Source organism: Corallococcus sp. AB011P (assembly GCF_003611605.1).
Taxonomy (GTDB): domain Bacteria; phylum Myxococcota; class Myxococcia; order Myxococcales; family Myxococcaceae; genus Corallococcus; species Corallococcus coralloides.
Window position 1 is genome coordinate 738,791 of record NZ_RAVX01000001.1, and the last position, 23,404, is coordinate 762,194.

The 23,404-nt window shown below is 72.7% G+C and carries 16 protein-coding genes; 14 read left to right on the forward strand and 2 right to left on the reverse strand.

What is annotated here, in order from left to right; genetic code table 11:
• Positions 1-27: 27 nt before the first annotated feature.
• Both D7X30_RS03170 and D7X30_RS03175 read left to right on the forward strand, forming a co-directional pair.
• Entirely contained in the window at positions 28-948 is a 921-nt protein-coding gene (locus tag D7X30_RS03170; RefSeq protein WP_233591347.1) for a CHAP domain-containing protein, read from the forward strand.
• Positions 949-1,025: 77 nt separating this feature from the next.
• Positions 1,026-1,424 (forward strand): hypothetical protein, encoded by a 399-nt coding sequence (locus D7X30_RS03175; RefSeq protein ID WP_233591348.1) that lies wholly within the window; start codon positions 1,026-1,028, stop codon positions 1,422-1,424.
• A 13-nt stretch (positions 1,425-1,437) separates the two neighbouring features.
• Here the strand turns inward: D7X30_RS03175 and bla are convergent, their stop codons facing one another.
• Entirely contained in the window at positions 1,438-2,175 is a 738-nt protein-coding gene (gene bla, locus D7X30_RS03180; protein WP_233591349.1) for a subclass B1 metallo-beta-lactamase, read from the reverse strand.
• A gap of 114 nt (positions 2,176-2,289) precedes the next feature.
• Positions 2,290-4,752, reverse strand: coding sequence for a protein kinase (locus D7X30_RS03185; RefSeq protein WP_233591350.1), 2,463 nt, complete (start codon positions 4,750-4,752; stop codon positions 2,290-2,292).
• Positions 4,753-4,920: 168 nt separating this feature from the next.
• On the opposite strand from D7X30_RS03185, the gene D7X30_RS03190 reads away from it, so the two are divergent.
• The 12 genes from D7X30_RS03190 to D7X30_RS03245 all read left to right on the forward strand — a co-directional run bounded on the left by D7X30_RS03190 (position 4,921) and on the right by D7X30_RS03245 (position 23,395).
• Positions 4,921-14,460, forward strand: a complete 9,540-nt coding sequence (locus D7X30_RS03190; RefSeq protein ID WP_120561318.1) for a flagellar hook-length control protein FliK — start codon at positions 4,921-4,923, stop codon at positions 14,458-14,460.
• A gap of 13 nt (positions 14,461-14,473) precedes the next feature.
• Complete coding sequence (locus tag D7X30_RS03195; protein WP_120561319.1) at positions 14,474-15,082, forward strand: hypothetical protein; 609 nt, start codon at positions 14,474-14,476, stop codon at positions 15,080-15,082.
• A 57-nt stretch (positions 15,083-15,139) separates the two neighbouring features.
• Positions 15,140-15,835: a 7-cyano-7-deazaguanine synthase QueC gene (queC, locus tag D7X30_RS03200; protein WP_120561320.1), complete on the forward strand. Its 696-nt coding sequence runs from the start codon at positions 15,140-15,142 to the stop codon at positions 15,833-15,835.
• Positions 15,835-16,491 (forward strand): D-alanyl-D-alanine dipeptidase, encoded by a 657-nt coding sequence (gene ddpX / locus D7X30_RS03205; RefSeq protein ID WP_199724151.1) that lies wholly within the window; start codon positions 15,835-15,837, stop codon positions 16,489-16,491. Before queC ends, ddpX begins: the two co-directional genes overlap by 1 nt.
• A 98-nt stretch (positions 16,492-16,589) precedes the next feature.
• Entirely contained in the window at positions 16,590-17,828 is a 1,239-nt protein-coding gene (locus D7X30_RS03210; protein ID WP_120561321.1) for a serine/threonine-protein kinase, read from the forward strand.
• 41 nt (positions 17,829-17,869) lie between these two features.
• Positions 17,870-18,682, forward strand: coding sequence for an alpha/beta hydrolase (locus tag D7X30_RS03215; RefSeq protein WP_120561322.1), 813 nt, complete (start codon positions 17,870-17,872; stop codon positions 18,680-18,682).
• Positions 18,683-18,815: 133 nt separating this feature from the next.
• Positions 18,816-19,445 carry a methylthioribulose 1-phosphate dehydratase gene (locus D7X30_RS03220; protein WP_120561323.1) on the forward strand — a complete coding sequence of 210 codons (630 nt, stop codon included), beginning with the start codon at positions 18,816-18,818 and terminating at the stop codon, positions 19,443-19,445.
• On the forward strand, positions 19,442-19,987 hold the full coding sequence (locus D7X30_RS03225) for an acireductone dioxygenase (protein WP_120561324.1): 546 nt from the start codon (positions 19,442-19,444) through the stop codon (positions 19,985-19,987). Before D7X30_RS03220 ends, D7X30_RS03225 begins: the two co-directional genes overlap by 4 nt.
• Positions 19,984-20,685 (forward strand): acireductone synthase, encoded by a 702-nt coding sequence (mtnC, locus tag D7X30_RS03230; protein WP_120561325.1) that lies wholly within the window; start codon positions 19,984-19,986, stop codon positions 20,683-20,685. Before D7X30_RS03225 ends, mtnC begins: the two co-directional genes overlap by 4 nt.
• A 43-nt stretch (positions 20,686-20,728) precedes the next feature.
• Positions 20,729-21,613, forward strand: a complete 885-nt coding sequence (locus D7X30_RS03235) for an S-methyl-5'-thioadenosine phosphorylase (RefSeq protein ID WP_120561326.1) — start codon at positions 20,729-20,731, stop codon at positions 21,611-21,613.
• 25 nt (positions 21,614-21,638) lie between these two features.
• A complete protein-coding gene (gene mtnA / locus D7X30_RS03240; RefSeq protein ID WP_120561327.1) occupies positions 21,639-22,754 on the forward strand; it encodes an S-methyl-5-thioribose-1-phosphate isomerase in 1,116 nt (371 codons plus the stop codon).
• On the forward strand, positions 22,751-23,395 hold the full coding sequence (locus D7X30_RS03245; RefSeq protein ID WP_120561328.1) for a class II aldolase/adducin family protein: 645 nt from the start codon (positions 22,751-22,753) through the stop codon (positions 23,393-23,395). Before mtnA ends, D7X30_RS03245 begins: the two co-directional genes overlap by 4 nt.
• Positions 23,396-23,404 lie beyond the last annotated feature (9 nt).

Genomic DNA, 23,404 nt, shown 5'->3' on the forward strand with positions numbered 1-23,404 from the left:
TTTGACGTAAAACGAATCCGGGGTTGAATGCGCCCGCTTTCACCCCCGGAGGACTTGTTGCTGCTGCGCCGTTCGTCGCTCGTCACCCTGATGTCGTTGGGCAGCCTGGTGGGTTGTGCGCACGTCCCGGACGCCGCGCCTCGCATGGCGGTGGAACTGCCGGCCGCGCCCGTCGCGCGGCCCTCCGTTGAAGCCCCAAGCGTCGCGTCGGTGGGCGCGGCCGGTGCACTCGGCGTGAAGGCCGAAGCGCCTCCGCCGCTGGCCTTCGTGATGCCGGAGGGCAGCGCGGGACTGGCGGCGCTGCTGGAGGCGGATCCGCACCCGGTGCCGGAGGAGGCGGGCGTCATCGCGGCGGCGCTGGAGGCCGCGGCGCTCTTCACCGGTCCCACGCAGGGGCCGGGCGCCTTCTGGGACGAGCTGCTGCCGCCGTCGAAGCTGGCGCGCGGCATCGTGGCGCGCGCGGCGCAGCTGGTGGGCGCGCGGCGGTTGGACCGCTCGGTGCCCAATGATTGTTCGGGGCTGGTGCGGCTGGCGTACCTGCAGGCCGGCATCGACCTGGTGGCGCACGGCTTCCTCGCGGGCGAGAACGCGGTGACGGGCATCTTCCGTCGCGCGCAGGCCGCGAACGCGGTGCACCGGCTGAACCCGCGTCCGGGCGACCTGGCGTTCTTCAAGGAGACGTACGACCGCAACCGCGACGGCAAGCGCAACGACGGCATGACGCACATCGCGGTCGTGGAGTCCGTGGCGCCAGACGGCACCGTGACGTTCATCCACCGCGGCGGCAAGGGCGTGGCGCGCAGCCGCATGAACCTGGCGCGCCCCACGGTGCACAAGCTGAACTCCGGTGCGCTGCTCAACGATTTCATCCGACCGGCGAGCAAGGGGATGCGCGCGTACCTCGCGGGGGAGCTGTTCGTCGCGTTCGCTTCACCTGGAGGTTTGTAGTCTCACGGCAGTCTCAAGGGCTCGCTCGCACCGCGAGCGCGTTTGAATCCAGACGCGGGTGTGGCGTCATCCCGCGCATGAGACTGCCCCTGCTCCTGGGAAGCCTGTTGCTGTCGTCCGGCTGCATCGTGGCGGAGACGCGTCCTTCGCGTCCGCATCCGAGGCCCCCGCCGCCGTCACGTCCCGTGGCGATGAGCTACGACGAAGCCGTGCGGCGCGGGTTTGACCAGTGCCGTTCGCGCGGCTACCGCTGCGACCTGCAGGAGGCGCACCTCACCGGCAACAACGTGTGGAAGGTGAAGTTTCGCGTGAATGGCCGGGGCGAGAAGGGCCACCTGCACCTGGACTACGACGCGTACTCGCGCAACCTCATCAAGGTGAACGACAAGGTGAAGGACAAGGGCCGCGACTGGGACGACGACTGGGACGGCCCGGGGCGTGGCAAGAAGAAGGGCCACGCGCACCGGGACGACTGAGGCACCGCGCGTTTCAGCGCTTCAGCAGGGCCTCGGTGTGGTCGAGCAGCTCCGGTCCGCCGGGCTGCTCGTGACCGGGGATGATGATGCGAGCGTTGGGGAAGTGCTCGCGCTCGCGCTGGATGCTCGAGGGCCACGCGGCGACATCCGCGTCCTCCAGGTTGCCCAGGCTCTTCGCGTGGGCGTCCTTGATGAAGCAGCCGCCGTAGAGGATGCCTGACGCCGGGTGCATGACGACGAGGTTGTCGGGCGAGTGACCGGCGCCGGGGAAGAACACCGACAGCGGTCCGAAGTCCTGTGCATCCGCCAGCCGCTTCGAGGGAACGGGGTTGCCCTGCTTGCCCGCACGGAGCGCGGTGTCTTCCCGGCCGTGGACGGGGATGCCCTGCGCGTCGAGCGTGGGGATGCCGCCGGTCCGGTCGAGGTGGAAGTGCGTCACCACCGCGGCGCGCACCGGATGGTGGAGTGTGTCGCGGGCCCAGGTGAGCAGCGCCTGGGAGTGCTCCGGCGTCCAGCCGGTGTCGACGAGGATGGACGCGTCACCGTCCTCCACGAGGAGCCCGTTCGCGGTCACACCCGCCCAGTCCCCGCCCGCTTCCGTGACATGCATCCACACGCCAGGTGCCATGCGCCGCACACGCACGTCCTTCGCGAGCACGAACTCCTCCTGGGAAAGGGGAGGAGGCACGGAGGGCGTGGAGGCACAGGCCGTGAGGAGGAACAGGAGGGGGCCGTGGCGCAGTGGATTCATGAGGCTCCAGGGAGGGGAACGCATGGGAGGTCCGCCACGAGTGCAAGATGGATGCACAGCGGATCCGCGTGGATCGCGTGGCCTCCATGACACACGCGCGTCCGTGGAGCCACGCTACTGCGCGGACTTCTTCTTCAGCTCTTCGATGGCCCGGTTGAACACCTGCGTGCCGCAGGCCTTGCCTCCGCCGGACGGCTTCTCACGGGAGGCCTGCTCCGCCGCGCGCGTGAGGGCGGGGAGGGCGGCGATGTTGCCCAGGCTCACGAGTCGCACGGCGGCCTTCGCGCGCACATTGCAGTCGCTGGACTCCAACGACCTGGAATAGAGCCCCACCAGGTCCAGGCCCTCGGAGTCCCGCGCATCCAGGTAGCGCAGCGCGCCCCACTGCTTCGATGAGGGTTCTCCCCGGGCCAGGAACTCCAGGCGGGAACGCACCGTGGGGGCGGGCAGGACGTCCAGGGCCGTGCGTGCGGAGGCGTCGTAGTCGCCGTAATCCGCCGCCAGTCCGTCCAGGAGGATCGTCTCGGGCTCCTCCTGGCTCTCCTTGCCCAGGCTCTGGATGAGGCTGTGCTCGTCCTTATGCGCTTTCAACGCGTGCTTCACCGCCGCGCGCAGCAGCGTCGTCTCCGCGCCCTTCTGCACGTCTGGCGCATCCAGCCGCTGGAGCGCTTCCTTGGGCTTGCCGTCATCCAGCAGCGCGCGCGCCTGCACCAGCGGATCCATCGCGTGCACCGTCCAGGCGACGCCTGCTCCCAGCAGCACCAGCGCTCCCACGGCGCCAGCCATCGCGCGTGGTCGCTGACGCAGGAGGGCCACGCCCTCGCGCACATTCGTGCGCAGCCTGTCCAGCGGTGACACCTTCGTCCCGGAGTCGGGGATGCCCAGCGCCGCGCCGAACGGAGAGCCCTCCGTCGCGCGTGTCACCCGGTACAGCTGCACCTTCTCATCGCGCCCGGGCAGGGGGATGGTGCCGCAGGGCTCGGCGGCGGCCTCGGCGCGGTTTCGCACCATGTTCACGGCTTCGGTGAAGGTCACCTCGTCCGCGGCGGCCACGTGCTCCACCGCCTTCACGACCTCCATCGGCTCGCCGAGCACCGCGTCGTTCGTCACCAGCACCTCGCCCGCGTGCAGGCACACGCGGACGTGGAGCTGGTGCTCTTCGGACACCGTCTGGTTGTAGCGCCACAGCGCCTGCTGCATCGCCATGCCGCAGCGGATGGAGGCGCTGGGGGCCCGGAAGACCGCGACCAGCGCGTCTCCGCGCTTCTGCACCAGCTTCCCGTCGTGCTCGCGCACCAGCGGCATCAGCAGCCGGTCGTGCGTGTCCAGCATCCGCGCGTTCTCCTCGTGCGTCTGCCGGCTCATCCGGTCGGTGAAGCCCTGGATGTCGGTGAGCATCACCGTCACGTTCTGCGCCTTCGTCACCGCCGCGCCGCCCGTCACCGCTCCCAGCGCGCCCGACAGCAGGCCCGTGGTGCCGAACGCCGCCGTGCCCGTGCGCGGCTGTGCCTGCACTGGAGGCGCCGTCACCGAGGGCGCAGCCTGCGCCACGCCGAACGCCGACGTGCCAGCGCCCGGGCCCGCGGGCGCGGGATTCACACCAAACGCCGCCGTGCCCGAACCCGGGCCGGCCGGCGCCGCCGGGTTCATCCCGAAGGCCGCAGTGCCGGCGGAGGGTGTCGTGTTCGCATGGACGATGGGCGTGCCCTGGCTGGGCGTGAACGCCATCAGCGCCGCGTGCGCCAGTCCCAGCGCGTCCGCCAGCTCGTTCGCCGTCTGCGGACGCTTCGCCGGATCCTTGTCCAACAGCCGCATCACCAGCGACAGCAGCCCCACGTAGCGCGACAGCTGCGGCGCCGCGCGGTCCAGGGGCAGCGGCGCGTGCGAGGCGTGCTGCGACAGGAAGTGGCGCGGCGAAGGTCCGTCGAACGGCAGCCGCCCGGACAGCACGCGGTAGGCCAGCACCCCGAAGGAGTACAGGTCGCTGCGCGTGTCCACCTTCGCGCCCACGGCCTGCTCCGGGGACAGGTACTCCGGCGTGCCCAGCACCACGCCCACCTGGCTGAGCGCGCTGCCCGCCTCCGGCTCCACCAGCCGCGCGATGCCGAAGTCCAACAGCCGCGCCTGTTCTCCTCGCGCGGACGGGGAGATGAGGACGTTCTCCGGCTTCAGGTCGCGGTGGATGATGCCCTTGTCGTGGATGGCGGCCAGCCCTTCCGCCAGTTGCTGGAGCAGCGCCAGCCCGCGGGGCGCGAGCAGCGGGCCGCCCTGGAGCGCGTCGTAGAGGCTCTGCCCCTCCACGAACTCCATGACGAGGCACGCGGCGTCGCCGGACTGGCCGAAGTCCACGATGCGCACCACCGCCGGGTGCTCCACCGCGGAGAGGAGGCGCGCTTCGCGCTTGAAGCGCTCGGCCATGCCGGCCTGGGCGTGCAGATCGTGGTGGAGGACCTTGATGGCGACCTTGCGGCCCAGGGAGACCTGTTCGCCCAGGTACACCTCACCCATGCCCCCAGAGCCCAGGGGCTTGAGAACCCGGAAACGACCGTCGAGAACCAGTGCGTCGGGGGCCAGCACGGCGCGGCATCTTGCACGGCTTCCGCTTTGGGCGCATGACGTTCCTCCAGGACGGAATCACCTGGGCAACGCCTGGGTACGCCGTGCCCCGCCGCCTGCCTTCCAGGCGGGGGTTTGCCTAAAAATTCCAGGGCTTAGGGGTCATGGTAGCCTCCCCAGCCTCCTCCGATGGCCACTGATAGCGAGTCCCCCAAGCCCGTCGCGCCTGCTTCTGGCGCCGCCCCCGAGCTTCGCCTGTTGGATCGGCGTGCGTTCGTGGGCTTTCCGGCATTGGAGGTCCAGCCAGGGCTGCGCATCGCCGACTTCGCGCTCCAGATTCCGGACGTCAGCTTCCCGTTCAACGTCAGTGCGGGCGCCACGCGCTACCAGCGCAAGAAGCTGCTCTTCGGCTTCCTGGAGCTGACGGTCGACGCGGACCTCATCACGCGCAAGGTGGCGGAGCTGGCCGGGCGGCTCGCGGGCATCGAGGAGCTGCGGCTGCACTTCCGCCCCGGCTACCTGGAAGGCCAGGGCCGGCTGCCGGCGCCGGAGCGCACGCCGTTCACGTTCAAGATCGCCTTCGACGCGGACGGGGACCGGCTGGCCGTCTACGTCTACGACGTGCGGCTGTATGGCTTCTCCGCCACGCCGTCGGTGCAGCTGCCGGGCCTGCTGTCCGAGGCCGTGGGCGCGCTGGGCCTGCTGCCGGACGTGGAGGTGCGCGGCGCCACCGGCTTCTCCACCCGCGTCCTTCCCGCGCTGTGTGAGCTGGCCGCGCTGAGCCGGGGCTACAAGGTGCCCACGCTGGACACCGCGCGCCTGTCCGCGGCGGAGGTCTCCAGCACCGGCCTGCGCCTACGCTTCGCCGCCGGAGGGCTGCCGCCGCCCGCCGCGCCGGACGAGGAGCTGATGCTGTCGCTGGAGGGCGCTCGGGCCTTCGCGGACGCGGAGGGACTGGTCGCGCAGGGACGGCTCGCGGAGGCGCGGCAGGCGTACCTCCAGGCGGGTGACGCGCAGGACGCGCACCCGTTCGCGGCGGAGCGGTTGCTGGCGCTGCTGGTCGCGGATCCGCAGGCGCACGACCTGGCCCTGGACGTGGCGGCCACGCTGTCTCGCCGGCGCGACCGCAGCCCCGCGGCGCTGTGGGGCGAGGCCGTGGTGCGCGAGCGCCGGGGCGAAGGTGCCCGCGCGGCGGAGCGCTACCTGGCGCTGTGCGCGCTGGCCCGTCGCACGTCGGAAGAGGCCGCCGCGTTCTTCGCCGCCGAGGCCGCCGCGCGCTCCTCGCGAGACACCGCGCCCCAGGTGGCGGTGAAGGCGCTGCATGAGCTGCTGGGCCTCAAGCCGGACCACCTGCCGTCGTTGAAGGCACTGGCGCGCGCGTCGGATCAGGCGCGCGACCGGGCGGGCGCGGTGCGGGCGTACCGGCGGCTCGCGGCCCTGGCTCGCGATCCGTTGGAGGCCGCGGACGCGCACGTGCATCTGGCGCGGCTGTGCGCGCAGACGGAGGACGACATCGCGGGGGCCCGGCTGCACTGCGAGGCCGCGCTGCGCCTGTCGCCGGATCAGCCGGACGCGCTGCTGCTGTTGGGCGAGCTGTGCCACCGCGGCGGTGAGCACCTGCGCGCGCTGAAGGCGCTGGACCGGCTGCGCGAAGTGTCCATGGCGCGCCATGAGCTGGACCGCGTGGGACAGGCGGACCTGCTCGCGGGCCGGGTGTGGGAAGAGGGCCTGAAGCAGCCGGAGAACGCGCTGCTGCGCTACCGCGAGGCGGTGTCGCTGCTGCCCGGTGAGCCGGAGCCGCTGTTCGCCTCCGCGCGCGTGGCCGAAGGCCTGGGCCGGTTGCAGGAGGCCCTGAGCGGCTACCAGCAGGCGCTGGAGCTGGCGGGGCCGGCGCCGCGCTCGGAGAGCGTCCGTCACGCCGCGCACGAGAGCCACCACGCGCTGGCGCGCCTGTCGCGCACGAAACTGGGCGACCCGGCGCGGGCGCGCGAGCACCTGGAAGCGGCGCTCGCGTTGGATCCGCGCGACGCGGTGGCGCTGGATGAACTGATTCCGTACTTCCGCGTCACCGGCCGCTCGCAGGAGCTGGCCGAGGCGCTGGAGAAGGCCGCCGCCCTCAAGGAGGAGCCGAAGGCCCGCGCCGCGCTGTGGGCCGAAGCGGGCGAGCTGTACCGGGGCAAGCTCCAGCAGGCGGACAAGGCCGACAAGCTGCTCACGCTCGCGCTGGAGGCGGACGGCGACCACCGGCCCGCGCTGGAGTCGCTGCTCGCGCTGGCCGAGGCCCGCCGCGACGGCGCGCAGCTCACCCGCTGCCTCGCGGCGCTGGCGCGGCTGACGACGGAGCAGAAGGAGCGGGCGCAGAAGTACCGCCGCCTCGCGGTGGCCGCGCGCGACCTGGCTTTCGATCTGGATCTCGCCGTGCACGCGTTGCAGGAAGTGCTGCGCGCGGAGCCGGACGACCTGCCGGCGCTGGGCGAGCTGTGCGCGTTGCAGCGCAAGCGCTCCGACCTGGCGGGGCTCGCCACCGCGCTGGAGGACCGCGCGCGCGTGGCGGAAGCGCAGGGCGACAAGCGGCTGGCGGCGGCGGCGTTGCGCGAACTGGCTGGCGTGCTGGAGGCGCGGCTGGGTCGCGTGGGTGACGCGCTGGTGGCGCTGGAGAAGGCGGCGCGGCTCGCTCCGGACGCGGCGGTGCTGCTGGACCTGGCGGACCTGAGCCTGCGCTGCGAGCGGCCCGAGCACGCCCGTCGCGCGCTGGAGTCGCTGCTGGCCACGCTGCCGCGCACCGCGGCGCCGGAGAAGCTGGCGGACGTGCGCGCTCGGCTGGGCCGAGCGTGTGAGCTGTTGGGTGACCGCGAGGGCGCCATCGCCGCGTACGCGCAGGCGTTCCCGCTGCGGCGGCTGGACGACGTGCTCGCCACGCGGCTGGAGGCCCTCTACACGGAGGCCGGCGAGACGCAGGCGCTGGCCGAGCTGTGGGCCACGCGCGCGCAGGCGCTGGCGGGCGCGGACCGGGCGGAGGAGGCGGCGCCGCTGTTCCTCCAGAGCGCTCGTGCCCTGCTGGAGCGCGGAGAGAAGGCCGCCGCGCTGATGCGCCTGGCCTCCGCGCTGGAGGCGAGCCCCGAGGGACCGCTCGCCGCGGAAGTGCTGGAGGCCCTGGCCGAGCTGGAGCTGGAGCGCGGCGAGAAGCTGGAGGCGGCGCGGCTGTACGCGCGGCGGGCCACGTTGGTGCTGGATGAGCGGGCGGGCGCGAAGCTGCTCTTCCGCGCGTCGCTGCTGGCCGCGGGCACGAGCCGCGAAGAGGCCTTCCTCGCCGAGGCGCTGGAGCGCGACGCGACGTTCGCGCCCGCGCGCATCCGCCGGGGCGAGCTGCGGCTGGCCACGGATGCCCGCGCCGCGCTGGAGGACTTCGAGGCGGTGCTGGCGCTGCCGCCCGCGGACGTGGATGCCCCGCGCGAAGCGGAGCGTGTGGCCCTCACGCGCAAGGCCGCCACCGCCGCCGTGCGCGCGAACCGCACGGACGCGGCGCGGCGCCTGCTCGCGGAGTTCTCCGCGCGCACGCCGGAGGACCTGGACGCGCGGCTGGAGCTGGCCTCGCTGCACCGCAAGGCCGGCGCCCGCGAGGCCCTGGCGGACCTGCTGGTGGAGCTGTGGCCGCGCCTCGCCGGAGACGCCCGCCGTCAGGCCCGTCGCGAGCTGGCCGAGCTGTGCCTCTCCCTGGGCCGCGCGAGCGCCGCGGCGGATTCGCTGCGCAGCTTGCTGGCGGAGGAGCCGCAGGACGCGTGGGCGGCGCAGGCGCTGCTGGAGCTGCTGCCTCCGCCCGGCACGGGCACCCCGGAAGAAGAGTCCGAGCGGCTGGAGCTGCTGGGCACGCTGGTGTCCGCCGCGTCGGGTGAGGCCCGTTCCGAACTGCTCGCGCGCCGGGCCATGCTGCACCGGAGCGCCGGCCGCACGGGTCCCGCGCGCGACGACTGCGCCCAGGCCGCGAAGCTGTCGCGCCGGCCCGCGCCGTTGCTGCTGATGCTGGCGGAGCTGGCGCGTGAAGCGTCGGACGCGCCCGCGGAGCTGGATGCGTGGCGCCGCGCCGTGGCCGCCGACGCCACCCTGGGCGCCCGTGCCCGCGAGCGGCTGCTGGCCCTGGCCACCGTGCTGCTGGAGAAGGACGAGCGCGCCTCCGCCGGAGACGCGCTGCGCGCCGCCATCGCGCTGGAGCCGCCCGCCGACGCGCGGTGCGATGCCTTCTTCCAACTCGCCGAGCTGGCCCGCCGCGACGGCAAGCCCGCGGACGAAGCCGCCGCGCTGGCCGAGGCCGCGCGCCAGGGGCCCATCGCCCGCCGCGTGGAAGCGCTCCTGATGCGCGCCGCGCTGCTCGAAGGCCAGGGGGACCGCGAGGACTCCGCGCGCGACCTGGAAGCCGCGCTCGGCCTGGCACCGCGCCACGAGGAAGCCACGCTCGCGTTGCAGCGCGTGCTGCGCGACCTGGAGGACTGGGCCCGGCTCGCGGAGTTGCTCGCCGCCGAGGCGCCCCACGCGCCGCCCGCCGCCGCCGCGTCGTTGTACTCGGAGCTCGCGAGCCTCTACCTCGACCGGTTGGGGCAGGGCGCGCCCGCCGAGGCCGCGCTGCGCCAGGCGCTGCGGCTGGCTCCGGAGGACGCGGCGGTGCGCCGCCGGCTGGTGTCGCTGGTGGCCGGTCGCGGAGAGCTGCTGGAGGCCGCGGGCCTGCTGGAGGCCGCGGCGGAGGACGCCGACGCCGCCGAGGCCGCTGCGCTGCTGCGCGAGGGTGTCACCTACGCGCGGCAGGCCCAGGAGCTGGACCGGGCGCTGGCCCTGGCGCGTCGCGCGCATGAGCGGGTGCCCGCGAAGGGCGAAGACCTGGCCACGCTGGCGGACCTGCTCTACCTGCGCGGCGCGGTGCGCGAAGCCCTGCCGTTGCAGGAGGCCCTGGTCCAGGCGGCGGACTTCCGCGCGGCCCCGGAGGCGGCGGAGGCCACGAGCCTGCGCCTGGGCGACCTGGCCGAGCAGTCCGGCGACGTGAAGCGCGCGGTGGCCGCGTACCGGTACCTGCTCACGCAGCGTCCGCTGTGCGAGCGCGCAGTGGAGCGGCTCTCCGCATTGCTGGAGCGCGACGACCCGCGCGGTGCCTTCGAGGTGCGCGTCGCCCACGCGCGCGTGCTGGCGCCGTCCGAGGACACCGTCGCGCGGCTGGTGTCGCTGGCGGAGCGGGCGCGCGAGGCGCTGGCGGACGCGGCCATCGCCGCATCGCTGCTGTCCCACGCGGCGCAGATGGCCAAGGAGCCCCTGCCGCTGCGCCGCCGGCTCGTCGCCCTCTATCGCGAGACGGGCCGCACGTCGGAGCTCATGGCGGAGCTCCAGCCGGTGGCCGCGCTCAGCCTCCAGGCCGGGGACGTGGACGCCGCGCTCGCGGCCTACGACGAGGAGGCCCGGCTCGCGGAGGCGATGGGCCGCACGGACGAAGCGTTGCGCTCGCTCGCCAACGCCCGTGACCTGCTCGCCGCCGGTGAACGCAACGCCGAGGCCGCCGCGTGCGAGCGCCGCCGCGCGGAGCTGCTGCGCGACGTGAAGCTGGACCTGAACGCGGCGGAGGCCTCGCTGGAGCGTGCCTTCGAATTGGCCGCGGAGCTGGACACCGCGCGCATGGGCGCGGCCCTGGCCGAGCGCCGTGACGACGCGGCCGCCGAGGCGCGCTGGTGGGAGCGCGGGCTGCCCCGGATGACGGGCACGCGCGAGGGCGCGGCGGTGCTGCTGCGCCTCGCGCGCCTGAACCTGGGCGAGCTCGCGGACACGCCGAAGGCGGAGGGTTTCCTGCGCCAGGCCCTGCGCCAGGACCGGTGGCTCACGGAAGCCGAGGGTCTGCTCGCGGAGCTGCTGGAGCGCGACGGCCGGCTCGCGGAGCTGGCCGCCTGGTACGAGGAGTGCGCGGAGTCGGAGCTCGACGCCGACCGTCACGCGGCGCTGCTGTACCAGGCCGCGGTCCTCTACCGCGACCGCGCGAACAAGCCGGAGGCCGCCGCCGCCGCGCTCATCGCCGCGCGCGCCGCGAAGCCGGACGACCTGAACCTGACCGCGCAGGCCGCGGAGCTGCTGCACCAGGTGCGCCGCCCCGCGGACGCCGCCGAGTTCGACGCCATCCTGTTGGAGGCGGACCCGTTCCGGGAGCCCGTCTTCACGCGCCACCGCGCCTACCTGGAGGAGAGCGGGGAGCGTCAGGCCCTGGCCGAGCTGATGCTCCGCCGCGCCGAGCGCCAGGCGCCCGCCGAGGCCGCCGCGAGCTACCTCGCCGCCGCGAGCGCCTTCCGCGAAGAAGGTGCCCGCGAGCGCGCCATCCTCTGCGAGGACCGCGCCTTCGAGCTGGATCCCGCCAACGCGGAGGCCTTCCAGCACGTGCGCGAGCGCGCCGCCGGAGACGTGCGCCGGCTGGCGGACCTGCTGGGCCAGCGCGCGGAGGCCGTGACCCCCGAGGACGCGTTGCCCCTGTTGCGTGAGCGGGCCCAGCGCCTGCTGGACGCAGGCGAAGCGCTCAAGGCCGCGGAGGCCTTCGACGACTACCTGGGCCGCGCGGGCGGTGACGTGGACGCTCTCTGCGCGCGCGCCGAGCTGGCCGCCCAGGGCGGAGGCCCCGCCGCCGCGCAGCCGTATGACCGCCGGGTGCTCGCGCTGGGCGGGGACTCGCTGCCGGTGCCGGTGCGCGTTCGCACGTGGCTGCGCCTGGGCCATGCGTCGCTCGCGTCGGGCGCGTTCCACGACGCGGCGGATGCCTTTGAAGCCGTGGTGTCGCTGGAGCCGGAGGGCGCGCGCGGCGGTGAGGCGCTGTCGCTGCTCGCGGAGGTGCACTCGCGCACGGGCAACGGCCCCGGCCTGTACCGGGCGTCGTTGCAACTGGCGCGCAGGGCCCAGGACGCGGCGACGGAAGAGGTGCTGCTGCGCCGCGCGGCCGACCTCTTCGACGACCCTCGCGAGGCCATCGACGCGCTGGTGCCCCTGGCCCGGCTGCGCCCGGCGGACGCGGGCGTCATCGACCGTGCGGTGGAGGGCCTGCGCGCCCTGGGCCGCCACGGCGACCTGCTGGGCATCTACGAAGCGGGCGCGGAGGCCGCGGGTGGCTCGCGCGCCGCGGAGCTGCTGCTCGCCGCCGCGTCCGTGGCGAACGAGTCGCTGTCGGACGCGGACACGGCGTGGGCCCTCACGCGCCGCGCGGCGGAGGCGGATCCGGAGAGCCCGGCCGCCCTGCGCGCGCTGGTGGACGGCCTGCGTGCGCGCAAGGAGTCCACGGAGCTGCTCGCCGCGCTGGAGCGGCTGATTCCGCTCACGGACGACGCGGACGAGTCCGCGGTGCTCCGGCTGGAGTTCGCGGAGCTGGCGAAGGGCTCGGCCCGCGAGGAAGCCGCTCGCGACGCGCTGGAGGCCGTGGTGGCTCGGGGTGCTTCCGGTGCCGGCTACGCCGATGCGCTGGAGGCCCTGGAGCCGCTGCTCGGTGATGCGCACGCGCGCCGCGCCGAGGTGCGCGTGGCCCGCGCGGAGCTCGTGTCGGGCGAGCAGCGCGTGTCGCTGCTGGTGGCCGCCGCGCGCGCCTTCGAGAAGGCAGGCCTGCTGGAAGACGCGCTGAAGGCCGCGAAGGCCGCCGTCGCCACGGAGCCGGACCTGCGCGCCGCGCTGCTCGTCGCGCACCTGCACCGCGCCTCCGGAGACGCGCCCCGCGCGGCCCGCGCGCTGTTGCAGGCGGCCCGGCTCGCCGCGCCAGAGGAGCGTCCCCCGCTGCTGCTGGAGGCCGCCGGCCTCTGGGAGAAGGCGGGCGAGATGGGCGAGGCGCTGGAGGTCGTCGAGCGCATCGCCACCGACGCGCCGGACATGCTGTCCGCGTCGGAGCTGGCCGAGCGCTTCGCTCGTCTGGGTGCCTTCGCGCGCGCCCTGGACGTGGGCTTCGCGCCCGCCATGGCCGCGGGCGAGTACACCGACGCGCTGGCCATGGCCGCGCAGGCGGGCGACGTGGCCCGCACGCGCGTGGCCCTCTGGGCCCTGGTCGCGATGCCGGACGCGGACCCGGCCCACGCCTCCGCGCTGGCGGACGGACTGCGCGAGGACGCGGAGTGGGAAGGCCTGCTGGAGCTGGCGGCACTGTCCTACGAACGTGACGCCGCCTTCGCCGTGGCGCTGCGCGACGAAGTACTGCGCGCCCGTCCGGCCCCGGTGTTCGCGCGTCTGCGCGCCCTGGAAGAGGTGGGCGGAGAGCCCGGCCTCGGCGCGCGCCTGATGCTCCTGCTGCCGGAGCTGGGCCTGGAGCCGGAAGCCCTGGCTGAAGCGGTGCTCGTCCGCGTGCGCGCGCTGCCGGAGCCCGCGAGGCTGGAGTCCCTGGCCTTCGCCGCGGATGGTTGGCCCGCGCGCCGTGAAGAGCTGCTGCGCGAGCGCTACACCCTGGAGCGCGAGCTGGGCCGCCTGGAGTCCGCGGAGCGCACGCTGGCGCTCATCGCCCAGGACACGAAGGACGCGAAGGCGCGCGCGCTGCTGCACCTGGAGCGCGGCGAACTCTTGCAGGGCCCCCTGGCCCAGCCCGCCGAGGCGCGCGAGGCCTTCGAGGCCGCCCTCACCGACGACGCGGACAGCCTCGCCGCCGTGCAGTCGCTGCTCGCGCTGGTGGACGAGGCGCGCGAGTCCACGGTTTTCCTCACGCTGGCGGACACCCTCGCGAAGCTCGCGGGCGCCGAAGCGTGGGCGCCGTACCGCGAGCGCCTGGCGGACGCCTACGAAGCGCAGCAGCGCTGGGCTGAAGCGGCCACGCAGCTGGAGCAGCTCCCGGACACGGACGAGCGGCTGGCCCGCCGCGTGAAGTTCGCCGAGGCGCGCGGCCTGGTGGGCGAAGCGCTGCGGCTGCGCGAGCGCCTCACGCAGGACCCCGCGGAGTTGGAGGTCATCCTCCGCGGCTACCTGGACGCGCAGCTCGTGGGCCCGGCGGTGCGCCTGGCGGAGCGGCTCGCGGACGCGCAGCAGCTCACGCCCGCGCTGACGCGGTGGGTGACCGAGCGCTTCTCTCCGTCCCCGGATGGCGCGGTGCTCGCGGTGCGCTTCTGGCCCGCGCTCCTGCGTGAGAAGTGGCCGGACGTGGACGGCTGGACGCTGTACGCGGAAGCGCTGCACGCCCTGGGACGTCCGGAGGCGGAGCGCACGGACGGCATCGGCGCCGCGCTCGTGGGCAGTGAAGCCCCCGCGCCGCGCGCGCCCGTGTCCAGGTTGGAGCGTCCCGCGCAGGACTTCCATCACCCGGAGCCTGACGGCCTGGTGCCGGTGACGGAACAGAGCCTCGCGCGGCTGCACGTCGCGCTGAAGCCGGTGCTCGAGTCGCTGGGCGCCCAAGGCGTGCGCGTGTCCGTGGACCCGCGCGGCGGCGTGGAGGCGTACCTCACGTCGCCGGACGCGCTGGTGCTGGGAGCGGGCGCGCTCGGCTGCTTCGGCGCGGTGGAGCTGGGCTGGCTGTGCGCGCTGGCGCTGGCGCTGGGCTTGGAGGGCGTGGAGCTCACCCGTCCCGGCGCGGTGCTGGCGTGGGAGGACGCGGTGGTGGCGGCCTGGCGCGCGATGCCCGCGTCGCTGGCGGCGGGGCGCGTGCTGGCGCGGCTGGACTCGGACGTGCGTGGCGGTGACCCGGCCAGCGTGGATGTGGGTGCGGTGCTGTCCCGCAGCGAGGCCTTCCGCCAACTGGCCCTGGCGTCGCTGGACGCCTAACCTGGAGCGCGTCATGCACCTGAAGCGACTGGCAGTGGCGCTCTTCCCCGCGGCGGCCCTGGCCGTGGCGGTGGGCTGTTTCTCCGACCCCGTCTACCCGGGCGACCAGGTGATGGGCACGTTCCGCTTCCAGGCGAAGCTGGACGCGGCGCGCACCACGTGTGACGCGGGCGCGCGCGACTTCGCGCAGCTGGACGACGCGGGCAGCTTCTACTTCGAGGGCACCTTCTCCCGCGACACCGACGCGGGCACGGGCTTCTTCACCGTGCAGGGCTTCTCACGCGACGCGGGCTACACCGGCCAGAGCGTGTCCTCCACCCACCGCGCCATCGCGCGCCGCGACTCGTGCGGCACCGGCTGCGAGGACTCCGAAATCGAGGAGTCCATGAACGTCATGCTCCTGAGCGACAGCCAGGCGCGCAACGTGGCCCGCGACTGCAAGCGCCTGGACGGCGGCGTGCCGGAGGGCGACATCCCCGCGCCCACGGAGAACGGCTACGACGTGTCGCTCGCGTGTGGCTCGCTCACGGACGTCTTCCTGCCGGGCAAGGGAGCGAGCTGCAAATGCAACCCGGTCACCTGCACCACCGTGTACACGGTGAGCGGCGACCGCATCGACTGAAACACCCGGGGCCTGTCCCCGTCGTGTAACGTGCGCCGCCCCGAAGTGGAGGATGGAATGGCGAAGCGTGCGGTGGTGCTCCTGTCCGGAGGCCTGGACTCAACGACGTGCCTGGCGATGGCGAAGGCGGACGGCTTCGAGCCGGTGTGCCTCTCTATCGCCTACGGACAGCGCCACTCGGTGGAGCTGGAGCGGGCGAAGAAGGTCGCGGCCACCATGGGCGTGCGCGACGTGCGCGTGGTGACGGTGGACCTGCGGCAGGTGGGCGGCTCCGCCCTCACGGACGACATCCCGGTGCCCAAGGACCGCTCGGAGGACGACATGTCCCACGACGTGCCCGTCACCTACGTGCCCGCGCGCAACGCGCTGTTCCTCTCCATGGCGCTGGGCCTGGCGGAGGTGGTGGGCGCCACGGACCTCTACATCGGCGTCAACGCGGTGGACTACAGCGGCTACCCGGACTGCCGCCCGGAGTTCATCCGCTCGTTCGAGACCATGGCCCAGCTGGCCACCAAGGCGGGTGTGGAGGGCGCGACCTTCAAGGTGCACGCGCCGCTCTCCGGCCTCACCAAGGCGCAGATCATCCAGGCCGGCGTGAAGCTGGGCGTGGACTACGGGATGACGCACTCCTGCTACGACCCGGACGCCCAGGGCCGCGCGTGTGGCCGCTGCGACAGCTGCCTCCTGCGCGCCAAGGGCTTCCAGGAAGCGGGAGTGCCGGACCCCACCGTGTACACGGACGGGGTGCGCTGATGCGCGCCGCGGCCGGCCTCACGCTGTCCCTGGTGCTGCTCGGGAGCACTCCCGTCCTCGCGCAGGATGCGAAGCCGGCCGCGAAGCCGAAGCCCGCCGCGCCGAAGGCGGAGCTGGTGGACGCAACCACCGTCATCCCGGACCTGGTGCTGGACCTGCGCTACGCGACGAAGGACAACTTCCTCAAGCGGCAGGTGTACCCGGACGGCGCGCGGTGTCTGTTGTTGCCGGACTCGGTGAAGCGCCTGACGCAGGCCGCGGACGTGCTGCGCCCCCAGGGCTACCGGCTGAAGGTGTACGACTGCTACCGGCCGCGCGCGGTGCAGTACGAGATGTGGAAGATATTGCCGAAGCCCGGCTACGTGGCGGACCCGCGCAAGGGCTCCAACCACAACCGGGGCGGGGCGGTGGACCTGACCCTGGTGACGAAGGACGGGGCGGAGGTGGAGATGCCCACCGCCTTCGACGACTTCACCCCCGCGGCGCACCACGGCTACACCGGCGGCACCCCGGCTTCCCGCAAGCACCGCGAGGTGCTGCGCAAGGCCATGGAGGGCGCCGGGTTCCAGCGCAACCGGATGGAGTGGTGGCATTACGACCTGCCCGGCGCTACGAAATTGCCGGTGCTGGACGTGCCCTTCACCCCGGCGGGGTGATGCCTGGCCGCCTGCTGGCCCAGTGGTTTCGCGTGGTTGCGTCATGGACTGCGCGTTAGTGGGCGCGCGCGGGGAGTGCCTGCTATTCCTGGCGTCCCATGAGTCAATCGCTCGCGGCCGGCCTGGAAAACACGCTCATTTCTCCGAACTCGGGAGCCGCCGCGCTGGCGCCCACGTTGGCGCCCGGTGGGTCCACGACCCAGCGGCGCAACACGGTGTTGCCGCGCGTGGAGTGGAAGGGGCAGCAGCCCAGCGTGATTCCGCTGCAGCGCGAGCGCTTTGAAGAAGTGCGCCCGCTGGGGCAGGGCGGCATGGGCGAGGTGGTGCTCATCCGCGACCACGACATCGAGCGGGAGGTCGCGCTCAAGCGGCTGCCTCCGGGCGCGGACCTGGACCGCGTGCTGCGCTTCGTGGAGGAGATCCGCACGGTGGGCATGCTGGACCACCCGAACATCGCGCCCGTGCACGACGTGGGCGTGGATGAGCAGGGCCGGTACTACTTCCTGATGAAGCACCTGAAGGGAGAGACGCTGGAGTCCATCATCTCCCGGCTGCGCCACTCGGAGCTGGACGCGCTGGTGCGCTATCCGTTCCAGGTGCGGGTGCAGATCTTCCTGGGCGTGCTGCACGCGGTGTCGTACGCGCACGGCAAGGGCTTCATCCACCGCGACATCAAGCCCGCGAACATCATGGTGGGCCCCTTCGGCGAGGTGACGGTGCTGGACTGGGGCCTCGCGCGCCGCGTGGGCAAGTCCTCCACTCCGAGCCTCCCGGAAGGCACGCCGACGGACCTGCACTCCGCGCGGCCGCTCCAGACGGAGCTGGGCTCCGTGGTGGGCACGCCGCTCTACATGTCCCCGGAGCAGGCGCGCGGCGAGCACGACACGATGGACGCGCGCAGCGACGTCTACAGCCTGTCCGTCCTCTTCCACGAGCTCCTGTCGTTGTCGCACTACCTGGAGGGCCTCCAGTCGGTGCCGGACATCATGACGGCGGTGCAGACGCGCGAGCTGAGCATGGGGTCCATGCACAAGCACAGCGCGCAGGGCCCGGTGCCCGCGGAGCTGATGTGGTTCGTGAAGAAGGGGATGAGCAAGGACCCCAAGGAGCGCTTCGAGTCCGTGGACGACATGGTGGCGCAGCTGCAGGCCGCGCTGGAGGGCCGCATCCACGTGCACTGCCAGCGCACGATGCTGAAGAAGACCCTGCACAAGGGCCTGCGCGCCGCGGACCGCAACCCCATGGCCCTCATGGCGGCGGGCCTGGTGGGCGCGGGCCTGGTCATCGCGTCGGCGGTGAACCTGGGCCTGTCGCTCTTCGGCGCGATGCTGCACTGAGCCTGTCGCCCTGGGAGCGCGCGGTGTGATGGAGTGCCAGCGTGCAACGCCTCCGCCGCCTCCTCATGGCCTTCGTCCTCATCACCGGCATGTTGTATCTCGCGCTGTGCGCGGTCCTCTTCGCCGCGCAGCGCTCCCTCATCTACCCCGCGCCCCACACGGAGCCCTCGAAGCTGCGTGACCAGCCCGGCTTCGGCGTGGTGCCGCTGGCCACCGGTCTCAACGTGGACCGCTTCTATCTGCCCGCGCCTCCGGGAGCCCCCACCGTGGTGCACTTCCACGGCAACGGCGAGCAGCTCCTGTGGCAGCAGGGCCTGGGGCAGGCGCTTGGGGACGCGGGGCTGGGCTTCCTCGCGGTGGAGTACCCGGGCTACGGCGCGTCGCCGGGCAGCCCGTCGGAGGTGGGCCTGTACGCGTCCGCGGAGGCCGCGCTCCAGTTCCTTCGCGAGCAGGGCGTGAAGCCGGAGGACGTCGTGCTCAGCGGACGCAGCCTGGGCACCGGCGTCGCCGTGGAGATGGCCCGGCGCGGATACGGTGCGCGCATGGTGCTGGTGTCCCCGTACACGTCCATGGTCGCCATGGGCCAGCGCACCGTGCCCTTCCTGCCCGCGTCGCTGCTGATGCGCGACCGCTACCTGTCGTTCGACAAGGCCCCTGACATCCCCATCCCCGTCCTCATCATCCATGGTGAGCAGGACGAAGTGGTCCCCGTGGACATGGGCCGCACGCTGGGCCAGCGCTTCCCGCACGCGCGCGTGGTGACCGTGCCGGGCGCGGGCCACAACGACGTGCTGGAGCGGGACGGGCAGCAGGAGTTCGCGCGGCTGGCCACGTTCGCGCTCGACGGGACCTGAGCAGCCCGGCAGGAGTGACAGGACGCATGACGTCCTGCGTTGCGTTCCCTTGCGCCTACCGGTGAGCGCCGGATTATGCTCCGTGTCATCAACGCGATGTTTCGTCGCGTCCTCAAGCGCCCCCGAGGGATGGATGAGCATCGACCCGGCCCCCGCCGCGACCCTGTCCGAAGCGGCCCGTGAAATCGTCGAAGTGGGCCGCTTCCTCAGCGTGCGCAACTTCGTTCCCGCCACCAGCGGCAACTTCTCCCGCAGGCTGGATGCCCGCACCGCCGCCGTCACCCGCTCCGGCGTGGACAAGGGCGAGCTGGTGGAGGCGGACATCCTGGTCGCGGACATCCACGCGCCGCCGCCCAAGGGCTCGTCCGCGGAGACGCCCCTTCACCTGCAGCTGTACAGAGACCGGCCAGAGGCGCAGGCCGTGCTGCACACGCACTCCGTGGTGGCCGCGCTCCTGTCGAACCTGCGGCTGCCGGAGGGCGAGCTGGTGCTCCAGGACTTCGAGCTGCTCAAGGCCCTGGGCGACACGCGCACGCACGAGGCGGCGGTGTCCATCCCCATCTTCCCCAACGACCAGGACATCCCCCGGCTCGCGGACAAGGTGACCGCGATGCTCGCGAAACGCACGGACCTGGTCGCGTATCTCATTGCCGGCCACGGGCTGTACACCTGGGGCCGGAGCATGGCCGAGGCCCGCCGCCACGTGGTGGCGCTGGAACACCTGCTGACGTACGAACTCGAGAAGATGAAGGTGCGGCGATGAGCAAGCTGATTGTCTACAACGACCACCAGCCGGAGGCGCCGCTGGGCGTCTTCACCGAACCCGAGGACATCCGTCGCGAGCTCAAGCCCGCGGGCGTGCGCTTCGAGCGCGTGGACGCGTCCGTGGACCTGCCGGATGGCGCGGGCCAGGACGAGGTCCTCGCGGCCTACAAACACGTGGTGGACGCGGAGATGAAGGCCCACGGCTACAACACCGTGGACGTGGCGCGCATCAAGCCGGACGTCCCCAACGTGGAGGCCGCCCGCGCGAAGTTCCTCTCCGAGCACGCCCACACGGAGGACGAGTCGCGCATCATGGTGGAGGGCAGCGGCTGCTTCTACCTGCACGCGGGCGACAAGGTCTTCCAGGTGGAGTGCACGCGCGGTGACCTCATCAGCGTGCCGGAAGGCATGAAGCACTGGTTCGACATGGGCGCCGCGCCCCGGTTCGCCGCCATCCGCTTCTTCATCCGCCCGGACGGTTGGGTGGGCCACTTCACCGGCGAGACCATCGCCGAGCGCTTCCCCAAGTACGCGCCGTGAGTGCCCCCAAGGCTGTCGTCACGGACATCGAAGGCACCACCAGCTCCATCGCCTTCGTGAAGGACGTGCTCTTCCCCTTCGCCCGGAAGCACCTGGCGGAGTACGTCGCCACGCACGGGCAGCAGGCCGCCGTGCGCCAGTGCCTGTCCGACGCCCGCACGCTCGCAGGTGAGCCGGCATTGGGCGACGTGGGCACCGTCGCCCTGCTCCAGCGCTGGCTGGACGAGGACCGCAAGGCCACGCCGCTCAAGACGCTCCAGGGGCTCATCTGGGCGGACGGCTACGCGCGCGGCGAAATCAAGGGCCACGTCCACGCGGACGCGGCCCGGGCCCTGCGCGAATGGCACGCCAAGGGCCTGCGCCTGTATGTCTATTCCTCCGGCAGCATCGCCGCGCAGAAGCTCATCTTCGGCTACAGCATGGAGGGGGACCTGACGCCGGTGTTCTCCGGCTACTTCGACACCACCACCGGACCCAAGGTGGAGGCGCTGTCGTATACGAAGATTGCCCAGGCGCTGGAGCTTGTGCCCGGCGACATCCTGTTCCTCTCCGACAACACGGCGGAGCTGGACGCGGCGAAGCAGGCGGGCCTGCGCACCGCGGCCCTGGACCGGGGCGAGGTGGCCCTGCCGCCGGGCCACGGGCACCCGGTGTTCCACGACTTCACGTCGCTCGACCCGTTCGCGCACGTGCCCTGAATTGATTCTTCATCCCGAGCTTTCCCGGAGCGGAGCCTCCCCCATGTCGAGTTCCAACACGCCCGTGCTGGGCATCATCGGCGGCAGCGGCCTGTATCAGATTGACGGCCTGACGGATGTCTCGTGGCGCCGGGTGTCGTCGCCGTTCGGTGAGACGTCGGACGAGTTCTGCTTCGGGCGCATCGGCGACCAGCCGGTGGTGTTCCTGCCGCGCCACGGGCGTGGGCACAAGATCCCGCCGTCCGAGCTGAACTTCCGCGCGAACATCGACGCGCTCAAGCGCAGCGGCGTGACGGACATCCTCTCTGTCTCCGCGGTGGGCAGCCTGCGGGAGGATTTGCCGCCGGGCACCTTCGTGGTGGTGGACCAGTTCGTGGACCGCACCTTCGCGCGCGTGAAGAGCTTCTTCTCGCAGGGGCTGGTGGCGCACGTGTCCATGGCGAAGCCCACGTGCTCGCGCCTGGGCGACGCGGTGATGGCCGCGTGCGAGGGCCTGGACATCAAGATCGTGCGCGGCGGCACGTACCTGGTGATGGAGGGCCCGCAGTTCTCCACGCTGGCGGAGAGCAAGATGTACCGGCAGTGGGGCTGCGATGTGATTGGCATGACCAACATGCCGGAGGCCAAGCTCGCCCGTGAGGCGGAGATCTGCTACGCGAGCGTGTCGATGGTCACGGATTACGACTGCTGGCATCCGGACCACGACGCGGTGACGGTGGATCAGGTGATCGCGGTGCTGCTGGGCAACGCGGGCAAGGCGCGCGGGCTGGTGAAGAACATCGCGCCGCTCGTGGGCCAGCACTCCACCCCGTGCCACGCCGGCTGCCAGACGGCGCTGGAGCACGCCATCATGACGTCGCCCGACGCTCGCGACCCGGCCATGGTGGAGAAGCTCTCCGCGGTGGCGGGCCGCGTCCTCAAGCGCTGAACGGCCGAACAAGGAAGACACGGCGATGAAAGTCCAAGGCGTTCCGATGCGCTCCATCTGGGTCGAGTCCGACGGCTGGAGCGTCGGCGTCATTGACCAGACGCGCCTGCCGCACGCGTTCGTGAAGGTGACGCTGTCCACGGCGGACGAAGCGGGCCATGCCATCCGCAGCATGCTGGTGCGCGGCGCGCCGCTCATCGGCGCCACGGCGGCGTACGGCGTGTGTCTGGCCATGCGTCAGGACGCGTCCGATGGAGCGCTGGAGAAGGCGCTGACCATGCTCCGGGCCACGAGGCCCACGGCGGTGAACCTGCACTGGGCGCTGGATGGGATGCGCCAGGTGCTCGCGCCGCTGAAGCCGTCGGAGCGCGTGGCGGCGGCGTACCGGCACGCGGCGGCGCTGTGCGACGAGGACGTGGCCATCAACCGCGCCATCGGCGAGCACGCGCTGAAGCTGTTCCAGGAGGCGTGGGACAAGAAGGGCCGCAAGGGGCGGCTCAACGTGCTCACGCACTGCAACGCCGGCTGGCTGGCCACGGTGGACTGGGGCACGGCGCTGGCGCCCATGTACCTGGCGCACGACGCGGGGATCCCCCTGCACGTCTGGGTGGATGAAACCCGCCCGCGCAACCAGGGCGCGGTGCTGACGGCGTGGGAGCTGGGGCAGCACGGCGTTCCGCACACGGTCATCGCGGACAACGTGGGCGGCCACCTGATGCAGCACGGGGAGGTGGACCTGTGCATCGTCGGCACGGACCGCACGACGGCGCACGGGGACGTGGCGAACAAGATTGGCACGTACCTGAAGGCGCTGGCCGCGAAGGACAACGGCGTGCCGTTCTACGTGGCGCTGCCGTCGCCCACCATCGACTGGACCATCCAGGACGGCGTGAAGGAGATCCCCATCGAGCAGCGCGACGGCGCGGAGCTCAGCGACGTGACGGGCCGGCTGCCGTCAGGGGACATCGCCACGGTGCGGATTACCCCTCCGGGGAGCCCCGCCGCCAACTACGCGTTCGACGTGACGCCCGCGCGGCTGGTGACGGCGCTCGTCACGGAGCGCGGCGTGTGTCCGGCGACGGAGGAGGGGATGCTGTCCCTCTTCCCGGAGCGGCGCGCCCCGCGGAGTCCGGCGAAGTGAGCGGGGTGGGGAGCCACCAGGCACTGCGCGAGGCGATGGTGGCCACCTCGCGGCGGATGAACACGTCCGGGCTGAACCAGGGCACGTCCGGCAACCTGAGCCAGCGGGTGGAGGGCGGTTTCCTCCTCACGCCGTCCGGGATGAACTACGAGACGATGACGCCGGAGGACCTGGTCCTCATGCGCTTCGACGGCTCGCACGAGGGCCACCGCAAGCCCTCCACCGAGTGGCAGCTGCACCGGGACATCCTCCAGGCGCGGCCGGAGGTGGGCGCGGTGCTGCACGCGCACAGCATGTTCAGCACCACGCTGGCCTGTCTGCGCCGGGGCATCCCCGCCTTCCACTACATGGTGTCCGCGGCGGGCGGCACGGACATCCGGTGCGCGGAGTACGCCACCTTCGGCACGCCGGAGCTGGCGAGGCACATGATGGTGGCCCTGGAGGGCCGCAAGGCGTGCCTGCTGGCCAACCACGGCATGGTCGCCATGGGCGGGGACCTGGCAGCGGCCTGGAAGCTGGGGGTGGAGGTGGAGACGCTGGCGGCCATGTATTGGCGCGCGCTCCAACTGGGCGAGCCCGTGCTGCTGGATGACGCGGAAATGGAGCACGTGTTCCAGCAATTCCGGGGGTATGGCCAGTAGGAAGTGCTC